Below are 14,622 nucleotides of genomic sequence, written 5' to 3'. Positions count from 1 at the left end.
TTGAAATATGTAGTTCCGTGATAGCTCAGTCGGTAGAGCAAATGACTGTTAATCATTGGGTCCCAGGTTCGAGTCCTGGTCACGGAGCCAATTTCAAAACCGGGGTATAGCGCAGTCCGGTAGCGCGCCTGCTTTGGGAGCAGGATGTCAGGAGTTCGAATCCCCTTACCCCGACCATTTTTGGGTCGTTAGCTCAGTTGGTAGAGCAGTTGGCTTTTAACCAATTGGTCGTAGGTTCGAATCCCACACGACCCACCATTTTTGAGACCAGTTAACGCTGGAATCGAATCTTAAGATCAGAGGCCAAAAGCACTGATCGAAGAAGGCGACTGAAAGGTCGCCTTTTTTTACCGGGGTATAGCGCAGTCCGGTAGCGCGCCTGCTTTGGGAGCAGGATGTCAGGAGTTCGAATCCCCTTACCCCGACCATATTAAAAATCCTCGTATCGAAAGATACGGGGATTTTTTTTGTGCGCGAAAATCTTAGATATTACGCAAAAAAATGTGGGAGCTGGCTTGTCGAATCGTCGCACCGCTGCGATAGCGGTGTATCAGCCTGTGCATCTTGTGCTGATCGATCGCCATCGCGGGCAAGCCCGCTCCCACATTAGTTTGTGCTGTTAATGGAGCTTGAGCCGCGGCTCAGTCCCACGCCCAATCTTGCTGCCCAGCATCAGCATCGCCGTGCGAAAGAACCCGTACAGCGCCATCTGGTGCATGCGGTACAGCGACACATAGAACATCCGCGCCAGCCAGCCTTCGAGCATCACGCTGCCTGTCAGGTTGCCCATCAAGTTACCCACTGCCGAAAAACGCGACAGCGAAATCAGCGAACCGTAGTCGGTGTACTTGTAGCTCGGCAGGTCCTTGCCTTCGATCCGCAGTTTCAGCGACTTGGCCAGCAGTGAAGCCTGCTGGTGAGCGGCCTGGGCGCGTGGCGGCACATTGCGGTCGGTGCCTGGTTGCGGGCAGGCGGCGCAGTCGCCAAAGGCGAAGATATTTTCGTCGCGAGTGGTTTGCAGGGTCGGCAACACCTGCAATTGATTGATGCGGTTGGTTTCCAGCCCGTCAATATCCTTGAGGAAGGCCGGTGCGCGGATACCCGCAGCCCATACCTTCAGGCTCGCTGGAATGACCTGGCCGCTGCTGGTGATCAACGCATCCGCGGTCACTTCGCTGACCGCCGAGTTGGTCAGTACCGTTACCCCAAGTTTCTCCAGGGTTTTGTGCACAGGCCCGCCGATCCGCTCCGGCAGCGCGGGCAATACCCGTGGGCCGGCTTCGATCAGGGTGATGTGCATGTTTTCCGGTTTGATGCGGTCCAGGCCATAGGCAGCCAGCTCATGGGCGGCGTTGTGCAGTTCAGCGGCCAATTCGACGCCCGTCGCACCAGCGCCGACGATAGCGACGCTGATGTTCTCTTCCACGTCGGTCTGGCCCGCATGGGCGCGCAGATAGTGGTTGAGCAATTGTTGATGGAAGCGCTCGGCCTGTTTGCGGGTGTCGAGGAACAGACAGTGTTGCGCCGCGCCCTCGGTGCCGAAATCGTTGGTGGTGCTGCCGACCGCGATCACCAGGCTGTCATAACCCAGCACGCGCGCAGGCACCAGCTCACGGCCTTCTTCATCGAGGGTCGCGGCCAGCTGGATTTTTTTCTGTTCACGGTCAAGCCCGCTCATGCGCCCCAGTTGGAACTCGAAGTGGTTCCATTTGGCCTGGGCGACATAATTGAGCTCGTCTTCCGAAGAGTTCAGCGAACCGGCGGCCACTTCGTGCAGCAGCGGTTTCCAGATATGGGTGAGGTTGGCGTCCACCAGCGTGATGCTGGCGGTGCCGCGCTTGCCCAGAGTCTTACCCAGGCGGGTAGCCAACTCCAGGCCGCCGGCGCCGCCGCCGACGATAATAATACGATGGGTCATGGGGATATCTCGCAAGGCTAAAAGAAATCGGAGCAGTTACCCTCGCGAGCGCGATGCAGCTCATAGCGTCAGGTAACTCAAAAGGCGGCTCAGCAGGCCGAGCCCGATCACCACCAACAGCACCACACCCAGGAGCAGCCACGGCCGGAAAGGCTTGCGCTCGACTCGGTTTTGGGAGAGTTGCAGGTACTCTTCGACATGCTGTTGGTCATCGGGGTTCAGGCGGCTGGTCATAAAGGCCTCGTCAGGTAGACGTTGCAAAAGGGCGCCACGTTACAGCCAGAAGGTTGGCGGGCTCGCCACAAGCGTAGCCGGTGCCCGCGTCACAGGCTGATGCCCACGTCGAATACTATGCTGCGACCCAGGTTGTTGCGCAAGAAGTCCGGTGCGTCCGGGTGGGCAAACAGTACGCGCGCAAAGGTCGGGCCTACCAACGACAGCGAGCGCCAGCCTTGGCGCAGGTATTCGGTAGGCGGTGGGAAATGGCTGTTGAGGTCCAGCACTTCACGCTTGAGGCTGGTGAAGGCAATCAGGTCCAACTCGCCCAGGTCTATGCCGCGTTCTTTGTAGTTATGTGCCTTTTTGCGCAACGTCGGCGCCAGGCGCAGCAGGAATTCATGGGCCGGAATGCGCCGTGGCTTGGCTTCGCGTCGCACCAACTGGCTCAAGGAAAACGCACTGCGCCGCCGCAGCAACTCATCACGCCATTCGTCGTTCAGGCGCCGGCCTTCATCCAATACGAAAAAAACTTCGAAACTGGCGTCGCGAAACAACACGTCCGGCGGCTCTTGGCCGGCGGGGTGAAACTCTTCGGCACGGTAAGGCACGTTCAAGCCTTGCAGCAGGCGCTGGCAGACCCAACGCTCACGCTCCCATTTGCGGGCATTGGACAGGAACGCATTGGCTTGTTCGGCCGCTACGGTGAGCAGGCGCAAATAATCTGAGTCATCCATATTGGCAGCTTAGCGTCCAATTGATGACCGCAGGAAGTCTTGCTTTGAAACGCCGGTGTAGACTGCTCATTCAACAGCAACTGCATGGACGAGGTGTGTGGTGAGGTTTTCTGCAAAGGCATTACGCTCGTGATCAGCGCTGCAGTGTTGGCGCCGGAAACGCTCATCATTGGCTGGCTGTTGTACGCGCCATTGGTCATGTGGGCGATCCTGCGCGCACCGTGGGTCGAGTTGTTTGCCGACCGGCGGCGCCAGCATTTGCTGTTCGGCACCGTGTTTGCCCTGTTTATGCTCTGGCTGGTACGGCGGGATTTCGACACCGGTGTGTCTTACCACTTTATCGGCATGACCGCCGTGACCCTGCTGCTGGATTGGCCCCTGGCTATCGTCGGCGGGTTGGCCGCGCAATTGGGTTTGGTGTTGCTGGGGCGCCAGGACCTGGCGGCGGTCGGGGTCAATGGTTTGCTGCTGATTGGCTTGCCGGTGCTGGTCACCGAGACCTGCGCGCTGCTGGTGGAGCGGGCGCAACCGCGAAACCCCTTTGTGTATATCTTCTGTTCCGGCTTTTTCGCCGCAGCGCTGTCGGCACTGCTGTGCCTGCTGGCGGCGTTGGGATTGTTGTGGTTTGACGGCCGTTTTGCCATGCCCGAGTGGCTGGAAGACTTCGTCGGTTACCTGTGGCTGATCATCTTCCCCGAGGCGTTTATCAACGGCATGGTCATCACTGCCCTGGTGGTGTTCTGCCCGGAATGGCTGGAGACCTTCAACCGTACGCGCTACCTGTCGGCGCCGTGGAAGGATGACGATTCGCGGCGTTGATCCAGATCAAATCCCAGGCGGCCGCGCAGGCCCATGCTCTGCGAAATTTTACTGAGCAGGGCGGGGCACAGACTATGAGTGTGTACGAATGGGCGCGGCAAGAGTTGCGCAGAAGCCAGGATGCGGCACAGGAAATCGGTTTTGACCCAGGCCTTACCCTGCGCGCCATGCTCAGTGCGGTGGTGCAGCAGAGCAAGGGTGTGCGCAGTTTTGAAGACCTGGCCGACGAGCTGCAATACCTTGCAGAAAACCTCGACGACCAGCAGGAATACGCCTTTATGCGGCCTTAGTGGCGCGGCGGCAGGTCTTCTGAGAACAGCTCGTCCTCGGCATCCGGGCTCACCGGAATCTTGTGTTCTTCCGCGGCCCAGGCGCCAAGGTCGATAAGCTTGCAGCGGTCCGAGCAGAACGGCCGGTTGAGGTTGTCGGGTTTCCATTCCACGGGTGCGCCGCAGGTTGGGCAGTCGACGGTCAAGGGTTGGCTCATGATCGGCCTCCACGCAAAGTAAGGTAAAAGTGGTGCAGTCGCTCGACCTCGCTGTGCAGCCAGGCGAGGTCCTTGTCGTTGACCAGCACGTCATCGGCATGGTTCAGACGGTCTTCACGGCTGGACTGAGCCTTGAGGATCGCCTGCACCTGCTGTTCGCTGATGCCGTCGCGCTGCAGGGTACGCTGAATCTGCAGCGATTGCGGCACGTCGATCACCAGGATGCGCTGGGTCATGCTGTACTGGCCGGACTCGATCAGCAGCGGTGAGACCAGGATCGCGTAAGGCGATTGGGCGCGCGCCAGATGGCTGCGAATTTCTTCGCCAATCAACGGGTGCAGCAGGGCTTCCAGCCAGCGACGTTCTTCGGGAACTTCAAAGATCAGCTTGCGCAGGGCCGCGCGGTCCAACTGGCCGTCCGCCTGCAACACGCCTGCACCAAAATGCTCGGCAATGCGTGCGAGTGCTGGCCGGCCGGGTTCGACCACCCAGCGTGCGGCATGGTCGGCATCGACCAGGTCAATGCCCAGGTCGATAAAGTGCTGGGCGGCCGCGCTTTTACCGCTGCCGATGCCGCCGGTGAGGCCTAAAATCCAGGGTGTTGCGACACAAGTGGTCATCTGAAACCGACAGACTGCAAATAGAAGTCGGTTATTTGACCACCCCAGAGCAATGCAATCCAGCCGGCAATTGCCAGGCACGGGCCAAATGGCATCGGCACCGATGCCTGGGACTTGCGCAAACGCATCAGGACAAGGCCTGCGAACACGCCCAGCAGCGACGCTATCAGCAGCGTCATCGGCAGAATCTGCCAACCACCCCAGGCACCGAGCAGGGCCAATAGCTTGAAGTCGCCATAACCCATGCCGTCCTTGCCGGTGACCACTTTGAACACCCAGAACACGCTCCACAGGCACACATAGCCTACGACTGCGCCCCATAGCGCATCGGGCAGCGTCGCCAACAAACCGCCGCTATTGAGGACCAGCCCCAGCCACAGCAGTGGCAACACCAGCACATCCGGCAGCAGTTGATGATCGATGTCGATCAGGCTCATCGCCAGCAGGCCCCAACTCAGCAGCATCACTGCGCCAGCTTGCCAGCCGAAGCCAAAATGCCAGGCGACCATGGCCGAGAGCAGCGCACAGGCCAGTTCGGTAAAGGGGTAACGCGCGCTGATAGACTCGCGGCAGCGGGCGCAGCGCCCCTTGAGTAGCAGGTAGCTGAGTACCGGGATATTTTCCCAGGGGCGAATCGGCTGGCTGCAATGCGCACAGCACGAGTTGGGATGCATCAGGTTGTAGACAGGGCCGGCGGGGTCGGCCGGCAGGCCGAGTATTTCCTGGGCCTGGGCGCGCCATTCGCGTACGAGCATCTTCGGCAGGCGCCACACCAGCACATTGAGAAAGCTGCCGACGATCAGGCCGAGCACCAACGCCATCCCGACAAAGACCCAGGGTTGTTCACCCAGCAGCAGGCTCAAAACGCCGACCCCAACTGGAACACCGGCAGATACATCGCAATCACCAACGCGCCGACAATGCCCCCCAACACCACCATGATCAGTGGCTCCATCAGGCTGGTGAGGTTATCGACCAGGTTTTCCACATCGGCTTCATAGTGGTTGGCGACTTTATCCAGCATGAGGTCCAGGGTGCCCGACTCTTCACCGATGGCCGTCATCTGGATGGCCATGCCGGGGAACAGCCCGCTGTGGGCCATGGACTGGTTCAACGGCACACCTGTGGATACATCGTGCCGCATATGTTCGATCGCCTTTGTGAACAACCCATTACCTGCCGCGCCTGCCACGGAGTCCAGAGCCTGCACCAATGGCACGCCCGCGGCAAAGGTGGTTGAAAGTGTACGGGCGTAACGGGCGATGGCTGAGCGCCTCAGCAGTGTGCCAGCCAGGGGCGCGTTCAACAAAGCGGCATCCAGCCCGTCACGAAACCCCGGGTAAGCCCGATAGGCATGGCGCAGCGCAGTTATTGCCATACCCAGCCCCAGGGCAAGCATCCACCAGGCGTGCTGCAGGAAGTTGGACAGCGCAATCACCAGCAAGGTAAAGCCTGGTAGTTGGCCGTTTACCCCGGCGAAGAGGTTCTGGAACTGCGGCACCACGTGGATAAGCAAAACTGCACTGACCAGGCAGGCGACGACGATTACGGCGATAGGGTAGGTCATGGCTTTTTTGATTCGCGCCTTGAGCTGCTGGCTTTTTTCCAGGTGAATCGCCACCCGTTCGAGCAATGTTTCCAGGGCGCCTGCCTGTTCGCCTGCGGCAATCAGGTTGCAATACAAGTCATCAAAGTGACGCGGCTGTTTGCGCAGCGCTGCTGCCAGGCTACTACCGGCGGCAATCTCCTGCTTCAAGCCTTTTATCAACGCGCGCATCTGCCGGTTTTCGAAGCCTTCGCAGATGATGTCGAACGCCTGCAGCAGCGCAATGCCTGCCTTTAACAGGGTCGCCAATTGGCGCGTGAACAGCGCGATGTCGGCGGGTTTTATCGGCGCGGCAAAATATGGCCGGTGCGAAGCCTTTTTGCGCACGCGTCCGGGGTAAATCCCCTGCTGGCGCAGCTGTGCCTTGATCAGTGCCAGGTTATGCCCGGTGGCTTGCCCGGACACCCGGCGGCCTTTGCGGTTGGTGCCTTCCCAGGCGTAGATCGTTGAAGCGTCATTCATGGCACAGGTCCGCACACAGGTCGTCGTAGATTTATAGCTTAGTCAGATGACGGATTCGGACCGCTCGTGGGCGCACGATAAAATGTCAGAATGTGCGTCTTACCCACAATTGGGCGCTCACGGATGAGTACACTGGCGCCGCTGCACACTGCGGGGCGCAGGACGCGCCTTGATAAGGTTTTTATTCTGGAGAGTGAATGTGATGCGTCAGAAAGGCTTTACCTTGATCGAGTTGTTGATCGTCGTGGCAATCATCGGCATTTTGGCCACCATCGGTCTGCCCATGTACACCAAGCACCAGGCCAAGGCCAAGTTCACGGCGGGGCTGGCTGAAATTGCGGCGTTGAAGGCCGGTTTTGAAGACACCCTTAACCAGGGCACTGTGCCGACCTTGCCTTTGATTGGTGGCACCAGCCCGACTGCCAACTGCACGATCACCCTAACCGGCGATGTGGCCACGGGCGTCGGTTCCATTACCTGCGAAATCCTCGACGCGCCGGCGCCGGTACTGGGCAAGACCATCACCTTGACGCGCAGCGCCACCCAGGGTTGGGCCTGTGCCACCACGGTCGAGGCGCAGTACGCCGCCAAGGGTTGCGGCGCCGACGGGGCGTAATGCCTGCCGGCGGTCAGCGAGTTTGTTGCTGCCTGCCCAATGCGGTGCTAGCTTTAGCCCACCGCCCGTGTAGCTCAGTTGGTAGAGCAGCGCACTCGTAACGCGAAGGTCGCAGGTTCGACTCCTGTCTCGGGCACAAGGCAACACTGTTTCAACGGCGACACTGTTTCAAAGGCAACGTTTTCAGATGATCCCAGAATGGTTCTGAAGGCCAGACGAGGCGGCATTCGTGCCCACTCTTTTGTATCTGCGCAACCTTGATGACCCAGATGCATCCCCATTCCATGATCTAAGAGAACAACATGACCACACAAGAAATGACCCAGGAACAGCGGCACGAAGCAGCCCTCAAAAAATACGTCGCGGAATCCCCGGAACTGCTCGACGAGATCAAGGACCTGAGCGCCGATGATCAAAAGGACCAGATCCAGTGGGCCTTCGAGGATGAGGCCGAGGCCCAGGGCCTGCAGCCATGGGAACTGACCCTCAAGTACACCTCGACGCCGCAAGAGTTCGAAGCGGCGCGCCTGGCCTTGCACAAGGAGGCCGCCGAGGTACTGGGCGTTGACTGGAACGAGTATTGCGGGATGAATAATCTCGCGATCTGAGCGCGAAATTGAAGGAGCGAGCAACCTCGCTCCTTTTGCTCGGATGTTGCTTGCTCAGATGCTCAGTCGCATCGACAAATCCACCGCCTTCACATCCTTGGTCATCGCACCGATGGAAATGTAGTCCACCCCGGTCTGCGCGATAGGCAGCAAGGTGGTTTCATTGATCCCGCCGCTGGCTTCCAGCTTGGCCTTGCCGGCATTCAGGCGCACGGCCTCACGCATGTCATCCAGGCTCAACTCGTCGAGCATGATGATATCGGCGCCCGCCGCCAAAGCTTCACGCAGCTCCTCCAGGCTTTCCACTTCGATTTCCACCGGCTTGCCCGGCGCGATCTTGTGGGCGGCGGTAATCGCCTCGGCAATCCCGCCACAGGCGGCGATATGGTTTTCCTTGATCAGGAACGCGTCATACAACCCGATGCGATGGTTGTGGCAACCGCCGCAAGTCACGGCGTACTTCTGCGCCAGGCGCAGGCCCGGCAGGGTTTTGCGGGTGTCCAGCAACTTGACCTGAGTGCTGGCGACAAAGTCCGCCAAGTACTGCGCGCGCGTGGCGACACCTGACAACATCTGCAGAAAATTCAGCGCACACCTTTCGCCGCTCAGCAGTGAGCGTGCCGGGCCTTCAAGGTGGAACAGCACTTGATTGGGGCTCACACGCTCACCGTCGGCCACCTGCCAATGCACCGCAACCCGTGGGTCGAGCTGGCGGAACACCGCGTCCACCCAGGCGGTGCCGGCGATAACGGCTGCGTCGCGGGTAATGATGGTGGCCTTGGCCAGCCGTTCGGCCGGGATCAGTTGCGCAGTGATGTCGCCGCTGCCGATGTCTTCCAGCAGTGCGCGGCGCACGTTGGCTTCGATTTCGGCGGTGAGGTCGGCAAGACGGAGATTCGGCATAACAGGCTCCACAAACAAAGTGCCTCGATTATAGGGGCAGCGCGCTGCCGAACCCATACTCGCCACTCATTTACAGCGCATTGGCAGAGTTCACTGGCGCAACAGCCCCCATTTGCAAGATAATCTCGCGCCTTGCGATTGGCGTCATAGCTTTGACGTCCTTGGAGATAACCGGTGTTTGCAGCCCGATGGGGCCTGTAGCCGATTTTTCCCCAACTCAACACCGCCGTTTCAGGAGGCCAGGATGCACATTGACGGAAAGGTGGTGCCCATCAATCGGGCACAGGCCACGCCATCGCCGCTCGCGCGCCTGCCGGTGGTGTTGCTGCAGGTTCGCGACAAGGCTGCACAGCAGTTGCAGCAAGGTTTGCAGGAGCTGTTCGATAACGCTGACGACACCTTGTTTGAAATGGCCGACAAGGCCCGCAGCAACGTCGACCACCATATTTTCTTTGAAGCCATGCGTGACCTGCGCCTCAAGCGCAAGAATTTCGAGCGCGTGTTCATGGAGCAATTGTTCGCCGCATTTATCGACCTGGGCCAGGCCGAGCGCGGTGAGTTTCACCTGGTGCCGGTGGTGTCCTATGAGGCGGCGCCGGGTACGTCCAGTGATGAGCTGGAAAAAGCCGTCGCGCTGGAGGCCATGCTCGGCCGGGTGCGCCATCGCGATGGCCTGGCGCTGGGGCAATTGACCGCGCGCCTGGGTGCGTTGCTCGGCAACCCCCTGGATGAGCGCGATAACCCGCTGGGCCCGGCACTGCTGTGCGAGTTCTTCCTGCGTGCGGGGCGCAGCCTGGGGGTGGAGATTCGCGTCAAGCTGATCATGCTCAAGCTGTTCGAAAAGTATGTGCTCAGTGACGCCGACCAACTGTACGCCGAGGCCAACCAACTGCTGGTTGCCACTGGCGTTTTGCCGCAGCTCAAGGCTGTGCCGTCACGCCGCCCAGGTGGGCGTGAAGCTCGCGAGCAGCAGCGCGAAGGCAGTGTGCAGGCCGTTGATCAGCCCTTGGATGAAAACGGCCAGCAAGCCTTCGCCGCGTTGCAGAAGTTGCTCGCTGCCGTGCGTGGCAGCGTCGCGCCCACCCTGGAAGCCAGCGCCGAACCCCAGCCCATCGCCACCCGCGATTTGCTGCGCCTGCTCTCCCACCTGCAACAATACGTGCCGGAGCCAGAAGCCGAAGACGACTTCGACCTGCGTAACCAGCTTGAACAGTTGTTGACCCGCGTGAGCGTCAAGAGCGGTAAATCCCGTGTGGTGGAAAACGCCGATGAGGATGTGATCAACCTGGTCGCGCTGTTGTTCGAGTTCATCCTCACTGACCACTGCGTGCCTGACGTATTCAAGGCCTTGATCGCACGCTTGCAGATTCCGTTGTTGAAAGTGGCGGTGCTGGACAAGAGTTTTTTCAGCCGCGCCAGCCACCCGGCGCGACGTCTGCTCAATGAAATCGCCAGCGCCGCCATGACATGGAGCCCGCGCGATGATTATCAGCGTGACAGCCTGTACCTGCGCACTGAGCAGGTGGTGCAACGGCTGTTGAATGAGTTCGTTGAAGACCTGGCGATTTTCCCCCAGGTGCTGGCGCAGTTCAGTGCCTCTACTGCCGACGAGCGCCACCGCAGCGAATTGCTCGAACAGCACACCTGTGAGGCCGAAGAAGGCCGGGTGCGCAAAGACGCCGCGCGTCAGCGGGTGGCCGAGGTGCTCAATCGACGGTTGGTGGGCCGAGTGTTGCCGCAGTCCGTGGTGCAGTTTATCCAGCAGGCCTGGAGCCAGGTGCTGTTGCTGGCCAGCCTCAAGCAGGGCGAGCAGTCAGTGCAATGGCAGGCGGCCGTGCGCACCATGGACGAATTGATCTGGAGCGTCAGCCTGCAAAAAGACACCGAGGCCGGCCGGCACTTGCTTGAGCAACTGCCCGGCCTGCTCAAAGCCTTGCGTGATGGGTTGACCAGTGCTGCGTTCGACCCCTTCAGCACCCGCGAATTTTTTGTACGTTTGCAGGCCATGCACCTGCAGTCGTTCGAAGGCGAGCGCCTGGACACGCTGATCGAGGTGCGTGAGCCGTTTTCGCTCAGTAGCGAGGTGCCTGACGCCATCCCGAGTCTGCCCAGTGATGATCCGGAGTTGCTCAAGGTCCAGCAGTTGCACATTGGTCACTGGTTTGAGTTCCAGCAGGAGGACGGCAGCCGGCTGCGTTGCAAGCTGAAGGCCATCATGGCGCCGGCCAACCGCTATATTTTTGTCAGCCGCACCGGGCTCAAAGCCCTCGAGAAAAGTGCCGGCCAATTGGCCATGGCCCTCAAGCAGGGCGCGCTGCGCAGCCTTGATGAGGGGCTGCTGTTCGACCGCGCGCTGACGTCGGTGATTGGCACGCTGCGCCAACTCAATCGCGGCAAGTGATCGCAACCGCAGGGCTGAACGCGGCATACTGGTAACACCTCGTCTCATTCAAGGAACCCGTATGCAGTTGGACCCCACCAGCGGTTGGTGCCAGGGCATCCGTCATTGCCCGTCGCCCAACTTCAACGAGCGCCCCGCCGGCGAGATCTCACTGTTGGTGGTGCATAACATCAGCCTGCCACCGGGGCAGTTTGCTACTGGCAAAGTGCAGGAGTTTTTCCAGAACCGCCTGGACGTCACGGAGCATCCCTACTTTGAAAGCATTGCCAGCCTACGGGTGTCTGCGCATTTTCTGATTGAGCGCGACGGCTTGGTGACACAATTTGTGTCGTGCCTGGAGCGTGCCTGGCATGCCGGGGTGTCCAGTTTCGAGGGGCGTGAAGTGTGCAATGACTTTTCCCTCGGGATCGAACTGGAAGGCACGGACGAGCTACCGTTCACCGATGCGCAATATGTGTCGCTGATCGACCTGGCCCGGCAACTGTTGTCGGCCTACCCAGGCATTACCCAGCAGCGTATTTGTGGTCACAGTGATATCGCACCGGGACGCAAGACCGATCCGGGCCCGGCTTTTGATTGGACGCGCTTTCGCAGCGCCCTGCAGGATGGAGGACACGCACGATGAGTTTCCTGGTGTTGGTGCTGGCGGTGTGGATCGAGAAGTTCTCGGCCCTGCGTCGGCGGTTGCAACGTGACGGCGGATGGCTGCGCGAGCTGGCCAAGCTGGAGTCGAGCCCGCGCATGGGCAAGCAGCCTTGGCTGATCCTGGTACTGCTGGTGTTGTTGCCGGTGGCCGTGCTGGGGTTGTTGCTGTTGGTGCTGGAGCCCGTGGCTTATGGCCTGTTGGCGCTGCCGGTGCATTTGCTGGTGGTGATCTACAGCCTGGGGCGCGGCGACCTGCTGGGCGAGCTTGGGCCGTTTCGCGACGCTTGGCGGCGCGGTGACCTGCAAGCTGCCGAGCACGTTGCCGAGCGCGACCTGAAGGTGGCCGCCGACAGTGGCGAGCAACTGTTGGAGCGGGTTCAAGGCCATTTGCTGTGGCAGGCCTACCAAAGTTTTTTTGCGGTGATTTTCTGGTATTTCCTGCTTGGTCCGGTCGCGGCCCTGGCTTATCGCCTGTTGGCATTGGCCAGCGAGAACAGCCAGAACCCGCTGGTCGCCGAACGCGCCGGGCAATTGCGTCACGCATTTGATTGGCTGCCGGTGCGTCTGTTGGCGGCCAGCTTTGCCCTGGTGGGTAACTTTGTCGCGGTCAGCCGGGTGATGCTGCATGAGCTGTTGAGCTGGGACATCAGCGCTGCGCAACTGATGGAAAAAGTTGGCTTGGTGGCGGCTGAAATTCCACCACCGGTGGTGGGGGCCGATGGCATCAACAGCCTGGATCGTCTGTGGGAACTGCTGCTGCGGGCCGCGGTGCTGTGGTATGCCGGGTTCGCGATCTGGACGGTGTTGCCTTAGCTCCTCGCAACAGGATGGCTGCATGCGGTCAAAGTGTGGCAGCTGGCTTGCCTGCGATGGCCATAGGTATCTACACAACCGGTTAGGCTGTTGTGGCGAGCAGGCTTGCCCTGCGTTGGGCTGCGAAGCGGCCCCAAACCCAGACGCTGAGTTCTTTCAGGAAAATTGCAGTGCCTTTACTGGGGCTGCTTCGCAGCCCAACGCAGGGCAAGCCTGCTCGCCACAGGAGAAAGTGGCTGCCTTCAAAAGTTGTGTAGATACCTATGCTGCGATGGCATCAACTCGGTATGCCTGATACACCAAGGTGCCTGCATCCCCACATTGGGTCTGTGGTGAATTTCCAAGCCATTAACCTTACGTTACAAAACTCCCTTTCAAATTGAGCTATACAGTCAGAGCGCCAAATAGTGGCTATCTGCCGCCGCCCTGCGCCTCAATAAAAATAAGAAAGGGAGCTCACCCGTGAAGCGCTTGCTCTATCCCGCTGTCGCCCTGATGAACCGCCTGAGTTTTGGCATGAAGTTCAGCCTGATCAGCGTGCTGTTCCTGCTGCCGATGCTGGCGACCAACTATTTTCTGGTGCGTGACTCCTGGTCGCAATTCCAGGGCACCCGCATTGAACTGCAAAGCCTCGATTTGCTCGGCAGCAGCCTGGCCCTGCGGCGCGATCTGGAGACCCTGAACAATCAGGTGCAGATCAACGCGGTGCTGGGGCAATCAGGTAAGGCCGGCGACCTCGAAGGCAAGATCAGTGCCCTGGAGCAGGGCGTGCTGAGCCGTCTGCAAAGTCTCAATGCCATGACCGTCGACCCTGAGCAAGCCAGCGCCTTCGAGGGCAAACGCGACGAGTTGATCGCCGCCTTCAAGGCCCAGCAGCAGGAAACCTCGCTGCTGAGCAAAAGCGCGCTGATCGGCAAATTACTCAACAAGGCGCAGATGTTGAGCCAGATCATCGCCAGCCAGTCCGGCTTGAGCCGCGACCCTCAAAGTGATTTGCGCCAGCTCAGCGAGCTGCTCACCAGCGTCACCGCGCAAGTCACCCAAACCCTCGGCGAGGGGCGGGCCATGGGCGCGTACTCCCTCGGCCAGGGCTTTCTCAATTCATCCTCCAGCACGCGCTTTGACGAACTGTTGCAACAGTTAGAAAAACTCCAGGCTGAATACGCCTTGAAGCTGCAGGATGCCCTTGGCGCCAGTACCGCCGCGCACACGGCGCTCGACAGCTTGGCCCAGGCCAGCAGTGCCAGCCTCAAACAAGGCAGCGAGTTGTTTGAAGAGCAGGTCGTCATGGCGCAAACCCTCGACGCGCCGTGGCAGGGGTTCTACGACGATGTCAGCCGACTGATGGCCCAGACCTACCAGCTCAATGACGCCACCCTGACGTTCCTTGAGCAGCAACTGCAGCAGCGCCTGGCGCAAAACCGCACGCACATGGTGGTGCTGGTGTGTGCCCTGGTGGCGGTGTTCTTGCTGATCTTCTATTTGTATGCAGGCTTCTATGCCTCCACGCGCACTACCTTGCGCCGATTGGGCGCGATGATGGACAAAGTGGCGGCCGGCGACATGACCGTCACGTTTGTGGCCCACAGTCGCGATGAACTGGGCGACCTGGGCCAAGTGTTCAACGGCACCGTGGCCAAGATCCACGACCTGATCGAACGTGTGGGGCACACCGTCAGCCAGGTCGAGCTGCAAGCCGGCCAGGTGCAGGCCGTCTCCTCGCAAAGTAACCAAGCGGTGTCCGGCCAGCGTAGCCAGATTGAACAGGTGG

The 14,622-nt window shown here is 60.1% G+C and carries 15 protein-coding genes, 5 tRNA genes and 1 pseudogene; 13 read left to right on the top strand and 8 right to left on the bottom strand.

Annotation, left to right across the window (positions count from 1 at the left end; translation table 11 throughout):
- Positions 1 to 14 precede the first annotated feature (14 nt).
- The 4 genes from ACQY47_RS10635 (at position 15) to ACQY47_RS10620 (ending at position 428) form a co-directional block, all read left to right on the top strand.
- A tRNA-Asn gene (locus ACQY47_RS10635) sits at positions 15 to 90 on the top strand.
- Positions 91 to 100: 10 nt separating this feature from the next.
- Positions 101 to 177 (top strand) — tRNA-Pro (locus tag ACQY47_RS10630).
- Between the two features lie 5 nt (positions 178 to 182).
- Positions 183 to 258 (top strand) — tRNA-Lys (locus tag ACQY47_RS10625).
- Between the two features lie 93 nt (positions 259 to 351).
- Positions 352 to 428, top strand: a tRNA-Pro gene (locus ACQY47_RS10620).
- Positions 429 to 619: 191 nt separating this feature from the next.
- Here ACQY47_RS10620 and ACQY47_RS10615 read toward each other — a convergent pair.
- The 3 genes from ACQY47_RS10615 to ACQY47_RS10605 form a co-directional block, all read right to left on the bottom strand.
- Positions 620 to 1,918: an NAD(P)/FAD-dependent oxidoreductase gene (locus tag ACQY47_RS10615; RefSeq protein ID WP_017134502.1), complete on the bottom strand. Its 1,299-nt coding sequence runs from the start codon at positions 1,916 to 1,918 to the stop codon at positions 620 to 622.
- Positions 1,919 to 1,978: 60 nt separating this feature from the next.
- Positions 1,979 to 2,152, bottom strand: coding sequence for a DUF3094 family protein (locus tag ACQY47_RS10610; protein ID WP_017134503.1), 174 nt, complete (start codon positions 2,150 to 2,152; stop codon positions 1,979 to 1,981).
- An 89-nt stretch (positions 2,153 to 2,241) separates the two neighbouring features.
- Positions 2,242 to 2,871 carry a DUF1780 domain-containing protein gene (locus ACQY47_RS10605; protein ID WP_017134504.1) on the bottom strand — a complete coding sequence of 210 codons (630 nt, stop codon included), beginning with the start codon at positions 2,869 to 2,871 and terminating at the stop codon, positions 2,242 to 2,244.
- Between the two features lie 129 nt (positions 2,872 to 3,000).
- Here ACQY47_RS10605 and ACQY47_RS10600 point away from each other — a divergent pair, with 129 nt between their 5' ends.
- Complete coding sequence (locus ACQY47_RS10600) at positions 3,001 to 3,690, top strand: energy-coupling factor ABC transporter permease (protein ID WP_428557065.1); 690 nt, start codon at positions 3,001 to 3,003, stop codon at positions 3,688 to 3,690.
- Between the two features lie 74 nt (positions 3,691 to 3,764).
- A complete protein-coding gene (locus tag ACQY47_RS10595) occupies positions 3,765 to 3,980 on the top strand; it encodes a hypothetical protein (RefSeq protein ID WP_003171680.1) in 216 nt (71 codons plus the stop codon).
- Here the strand turns inward: ACQY47_RS10595 and yacG are convergent.
- The 4 genes from yacG to ACQY47_RS10575 are packed head-to-tail and all read right to left on the bottom strand — an operon-like array spanning position 3,977 to position 6,865.
- The gene (yacG, locus tag ACQY47_RS10590; RefSeq protein ID WP_017134507.1) at positions 3,977 to 4,177 is read right to left on the bottom strand and encodes a DNA gyrase inhibitor YacG; all 201 of its coding nucleotides are present in this window, start codon (positions 4,175 to 4,177) and stop codon (positions 3,977 to 3,979) included. The two genes, ACQY47_RS10595 and yacG, sit on opposite strands and share 4 nt — an antisense overlap.
- Complete coding sequence (gene coaE / locus ACQY47_RS10585; RefSeq protein WP_017134508.1) at positions 4,174 to 4,797, bottom strand: dephospho-CoA kinase; 624 nt, start codon at positions 4,795 to 4,797, stop codon at positions 4,174 to 4,176. Before coaE ends, yacG begins: the two co-directional genes overlap by 4 nt.
- Positions 4,794 to 5,660, bottom strand: coding sequence for a prepilin peptidase (locus tag ACQY47_RS10580; RefSeq protein WP_305729033.1), 867 nt, complete (start codon positions 5,658 to 5,660; stop codon positions 4,794 to 4,796). Before ACQY47_RS10580 ends, coaE begins: the two co-directional genes overlap by 4 nt.
- The gene (locus tag ACQY47_RS10575) at positions 5,657 to 6,865 is read right to left on the bottom strand and encodes a type II secretion system F family protein (RefSeq protein WP_428557064.1); all 1,209 of its coding nucleotides are present in this window, start codon (positions 6,863 to 6,865) and stop codon (positions 5,657 to 5,659) included. The genes ACQY47_RS10580 and ACQY47_RS10575 overlap by 4 nt, the downstream gene beginning before the upstream one ends.
- 202 nt (positions 6,866 to 7,067) lie before the next feature.
- On the opposite strand from ACQY47_RS10575, the gene ACQY47_RS10570 reads away from it, so the two are divergent.
- The 3 genes from ACQY47_RS10570 (at position 7,068) to ACQY47_RS10560 (ending at position 8,089) form a co-directional block, all read left to right on the top strand.
- Positions 7,068 to 7,481: a pilin gene (locus ACQY47_RS10570; RefSeq protein ID WP_268934985.1), complete on the top strand. Its 414-nt coding sequence runs from the start codon at positions 7,068 to 7,070 to the stop codon at positions 7,479 to 7,481.
- Between the two features lie 63 nt (positions 7,482 to 7,544).
- Positions 7,545 to 7,617, top strand: a tRNA-Thr gene (locus ACQY47_RS10565).
- A 166-nt stretch (positions 7,618 to 7,783) separates the two neighbouring features.
- Complete coding sequence (locus ACQY47_RS10560) at positions 7,784 to 8,089, top strand: DUF6388 family protein (RefSeq protein ID WP_017134512.1); 306 nt, start codon at positions 7,784 to 7,786, stop codon at positions 8,087 to 8,089.
- A 54-nt stretch (positions 8,090 to 8,143) separates the two neighbouring features.
- Here the strand turns inward: ACQY47_RS10560 and nadC are convergent, their stop codons facing one another.
- The gene (gene nadC, locus ACQY47_RS10555; RefSeq protein ID WP_026013482.1) at positions 8,144 to 8,992 is read right to left on the bottom strand and encodes a carboxylating nicotinate-nucleotide diphosphorylase; all 849 of its coding nucleotides are present in this window, start codon (positions 8,990 to 8,992) and stop codon (positions 8,144 to 8,146) included.
- 244 nt (positions 8,993 to 9,236) lie between these two features.
- Here nadC and ACQY47_RS10550 point away from each other — a divergent pair, with 244 nt between their 5' ends.
- The 4 genes and pseudogenes from ACQY47_RS10550 to ACQY47_RS10535 form a co-directional block, all read left to right on the top strand.
- Positions 9,237 to 11,393 (top strand): DUF1631 domain-containing protein, encoded by a 2,157-nt coding sequence (locus tag ACQY47_RS10550; protein WP_428557063.1) that lies wholly within the window; start codon positions 9,237 to 9,239, stop codon positions 11,391 to 11,393.
- A 61-nt stretch (positions 11,394 to 11,454) separates the two neighbouring features.
- Positions 11,455 to 12,018 carry a 1,6-anhydro-N-acetylmuramyl-L-alanine amidase AmpD gene (gene ampD / locus ACQY47_RS10545; protein ID WP_099550501.1) on the top strand — a complete coding sequence of 188 codons (564 nt, stop codon included), beginning with the start codon at positions 11,455 to 11,457 and terminating at the stop codon, positions 12,016 to 12,018.
- Positions 12,015 to 12,851: a regulatory signaling modulator protein AmpE gene (ampE, locus tag ACQY47_RS10540; protein WP_138451122.1), complete on the top strand. Its 837-nt coding sequence runs from the start codon at positions 12,015 to 12,017 to the stop codon at positions 12,849 to 12,851. Before ampD ends, ampE begins: the two co-directional genes overlap by 4 nt.
- 495 nt (positions 12,852 to 13,346) lie before the next feature.
- A pseudogene (locus ACQY47_RS10535) lies at positions 13,347 to 14,486 on the top strand (HAMP domain-containing protein); the annotation flags it as partial.
- Positions 14,487 to 14,622 lie beyond the last annotated feature (136 nt).

This window comes from Pseudomonas edaphica, from assembly GCF_965277385.1.
Classification (GTDB): Bacteria; Pseudomonadota; Gammaproteobacteria; order Pseudomonadales; family Pseudomonadaceae; genus Aquipseudomonas; species Aquipseudomonas edaphica.
The sequence above is the reverse complement of the archived record's forward strand: the minus strand, read 5'-3'. Positions and strand labels throughout refer to the sequence as shown.

Coding starts and splice junctions, on each gene's coding strand:
- ACQY47_RS10615 (WP_017134502.1), bottom strand. CDS start 1,918: ATGACCCATCGTATTATTATCGTCGGCGGCGGCGCCGGCGGCCTGGAG.
- ACQY47_RS10610 (WP_017134503.1), bottom strand. CDS start 2,152: ATGACCAGCCGCCTGAACCCCGATGACCAACAGCATGTCGAAGAGTAC.
- ACQY47_RS10605 (WP_017134504.1), bottom strand. CDS start 2,871: ATGGATGACTCAGATTATTTGCGCCTGCTCACCGTAGCGGCCGAACAA.
- ACQY47_RS10595 (WP_003171680.1), top strand. CDS start 3,765: ATGAGTGTGTACGAATGGGCGCGGCAAGAGTTGCGCAGAAGCCAGGAT.
- yacG (WP_017134507.1), bottom strand. CDS start 4,177: ATGAGCCAACCCTTGACCGTCGACTGCCCAACCTGCGGCGCACCCGTG.
- coaE (WP_017134508.1), bottom strand. CDS start 4,797: ATGACCACTTGTGTCGCAACACCCTGGATTTTAGGCCTCACCGGCGGC.
- ACQY47_RS10575 (WP_428557064.1), bottom strand. CDS start 6,865: ATGAATGACGCTTCAACGATCTACGCCTGGGAAGGCACCAACCGCAAA.
- ACQY47_RS10570 (WP_268934985.1), top strand. CDS start 7,068: ATGCGTCAGAAAGGCTTTACCTTGATCGAGTTGTTGATCGTCGTGGCA.
- ACQY47_RS10560 (WP_017134512.1), top strand. CDS start 7,784: ATGACCACACAAGAAATGACCCAGGAACAGCGGCACGAAGCAGCCCTC.
- nadC (WP_026013482.1), bottom strand. CDS start 8,992: ATGCCGAATCTCCGTCTTGCCGACCTCACCGCCGAAATCGAAGCCAAC.
- ACQY47_RS10550 (WP_428557063.1), top strand. CDS start 9,237: ATGCACATTGACGGAAAGGTGGTGCCCATCAATCGGGCACAGGCCACG.
- ampD (WP_099550501.1), top strand. CDS start 11,455: ATGCAGTTGGACCCCACCAGCGGTTGGTGCCAGGGCATCCGTCATTGC.
- ampE (WP_138451122.1), top strand. CDS start 12,015: ATGAGTTTCCTGGTGTTGGTGCTGGCGGTGTGGATCGAGAAGTTCTCG.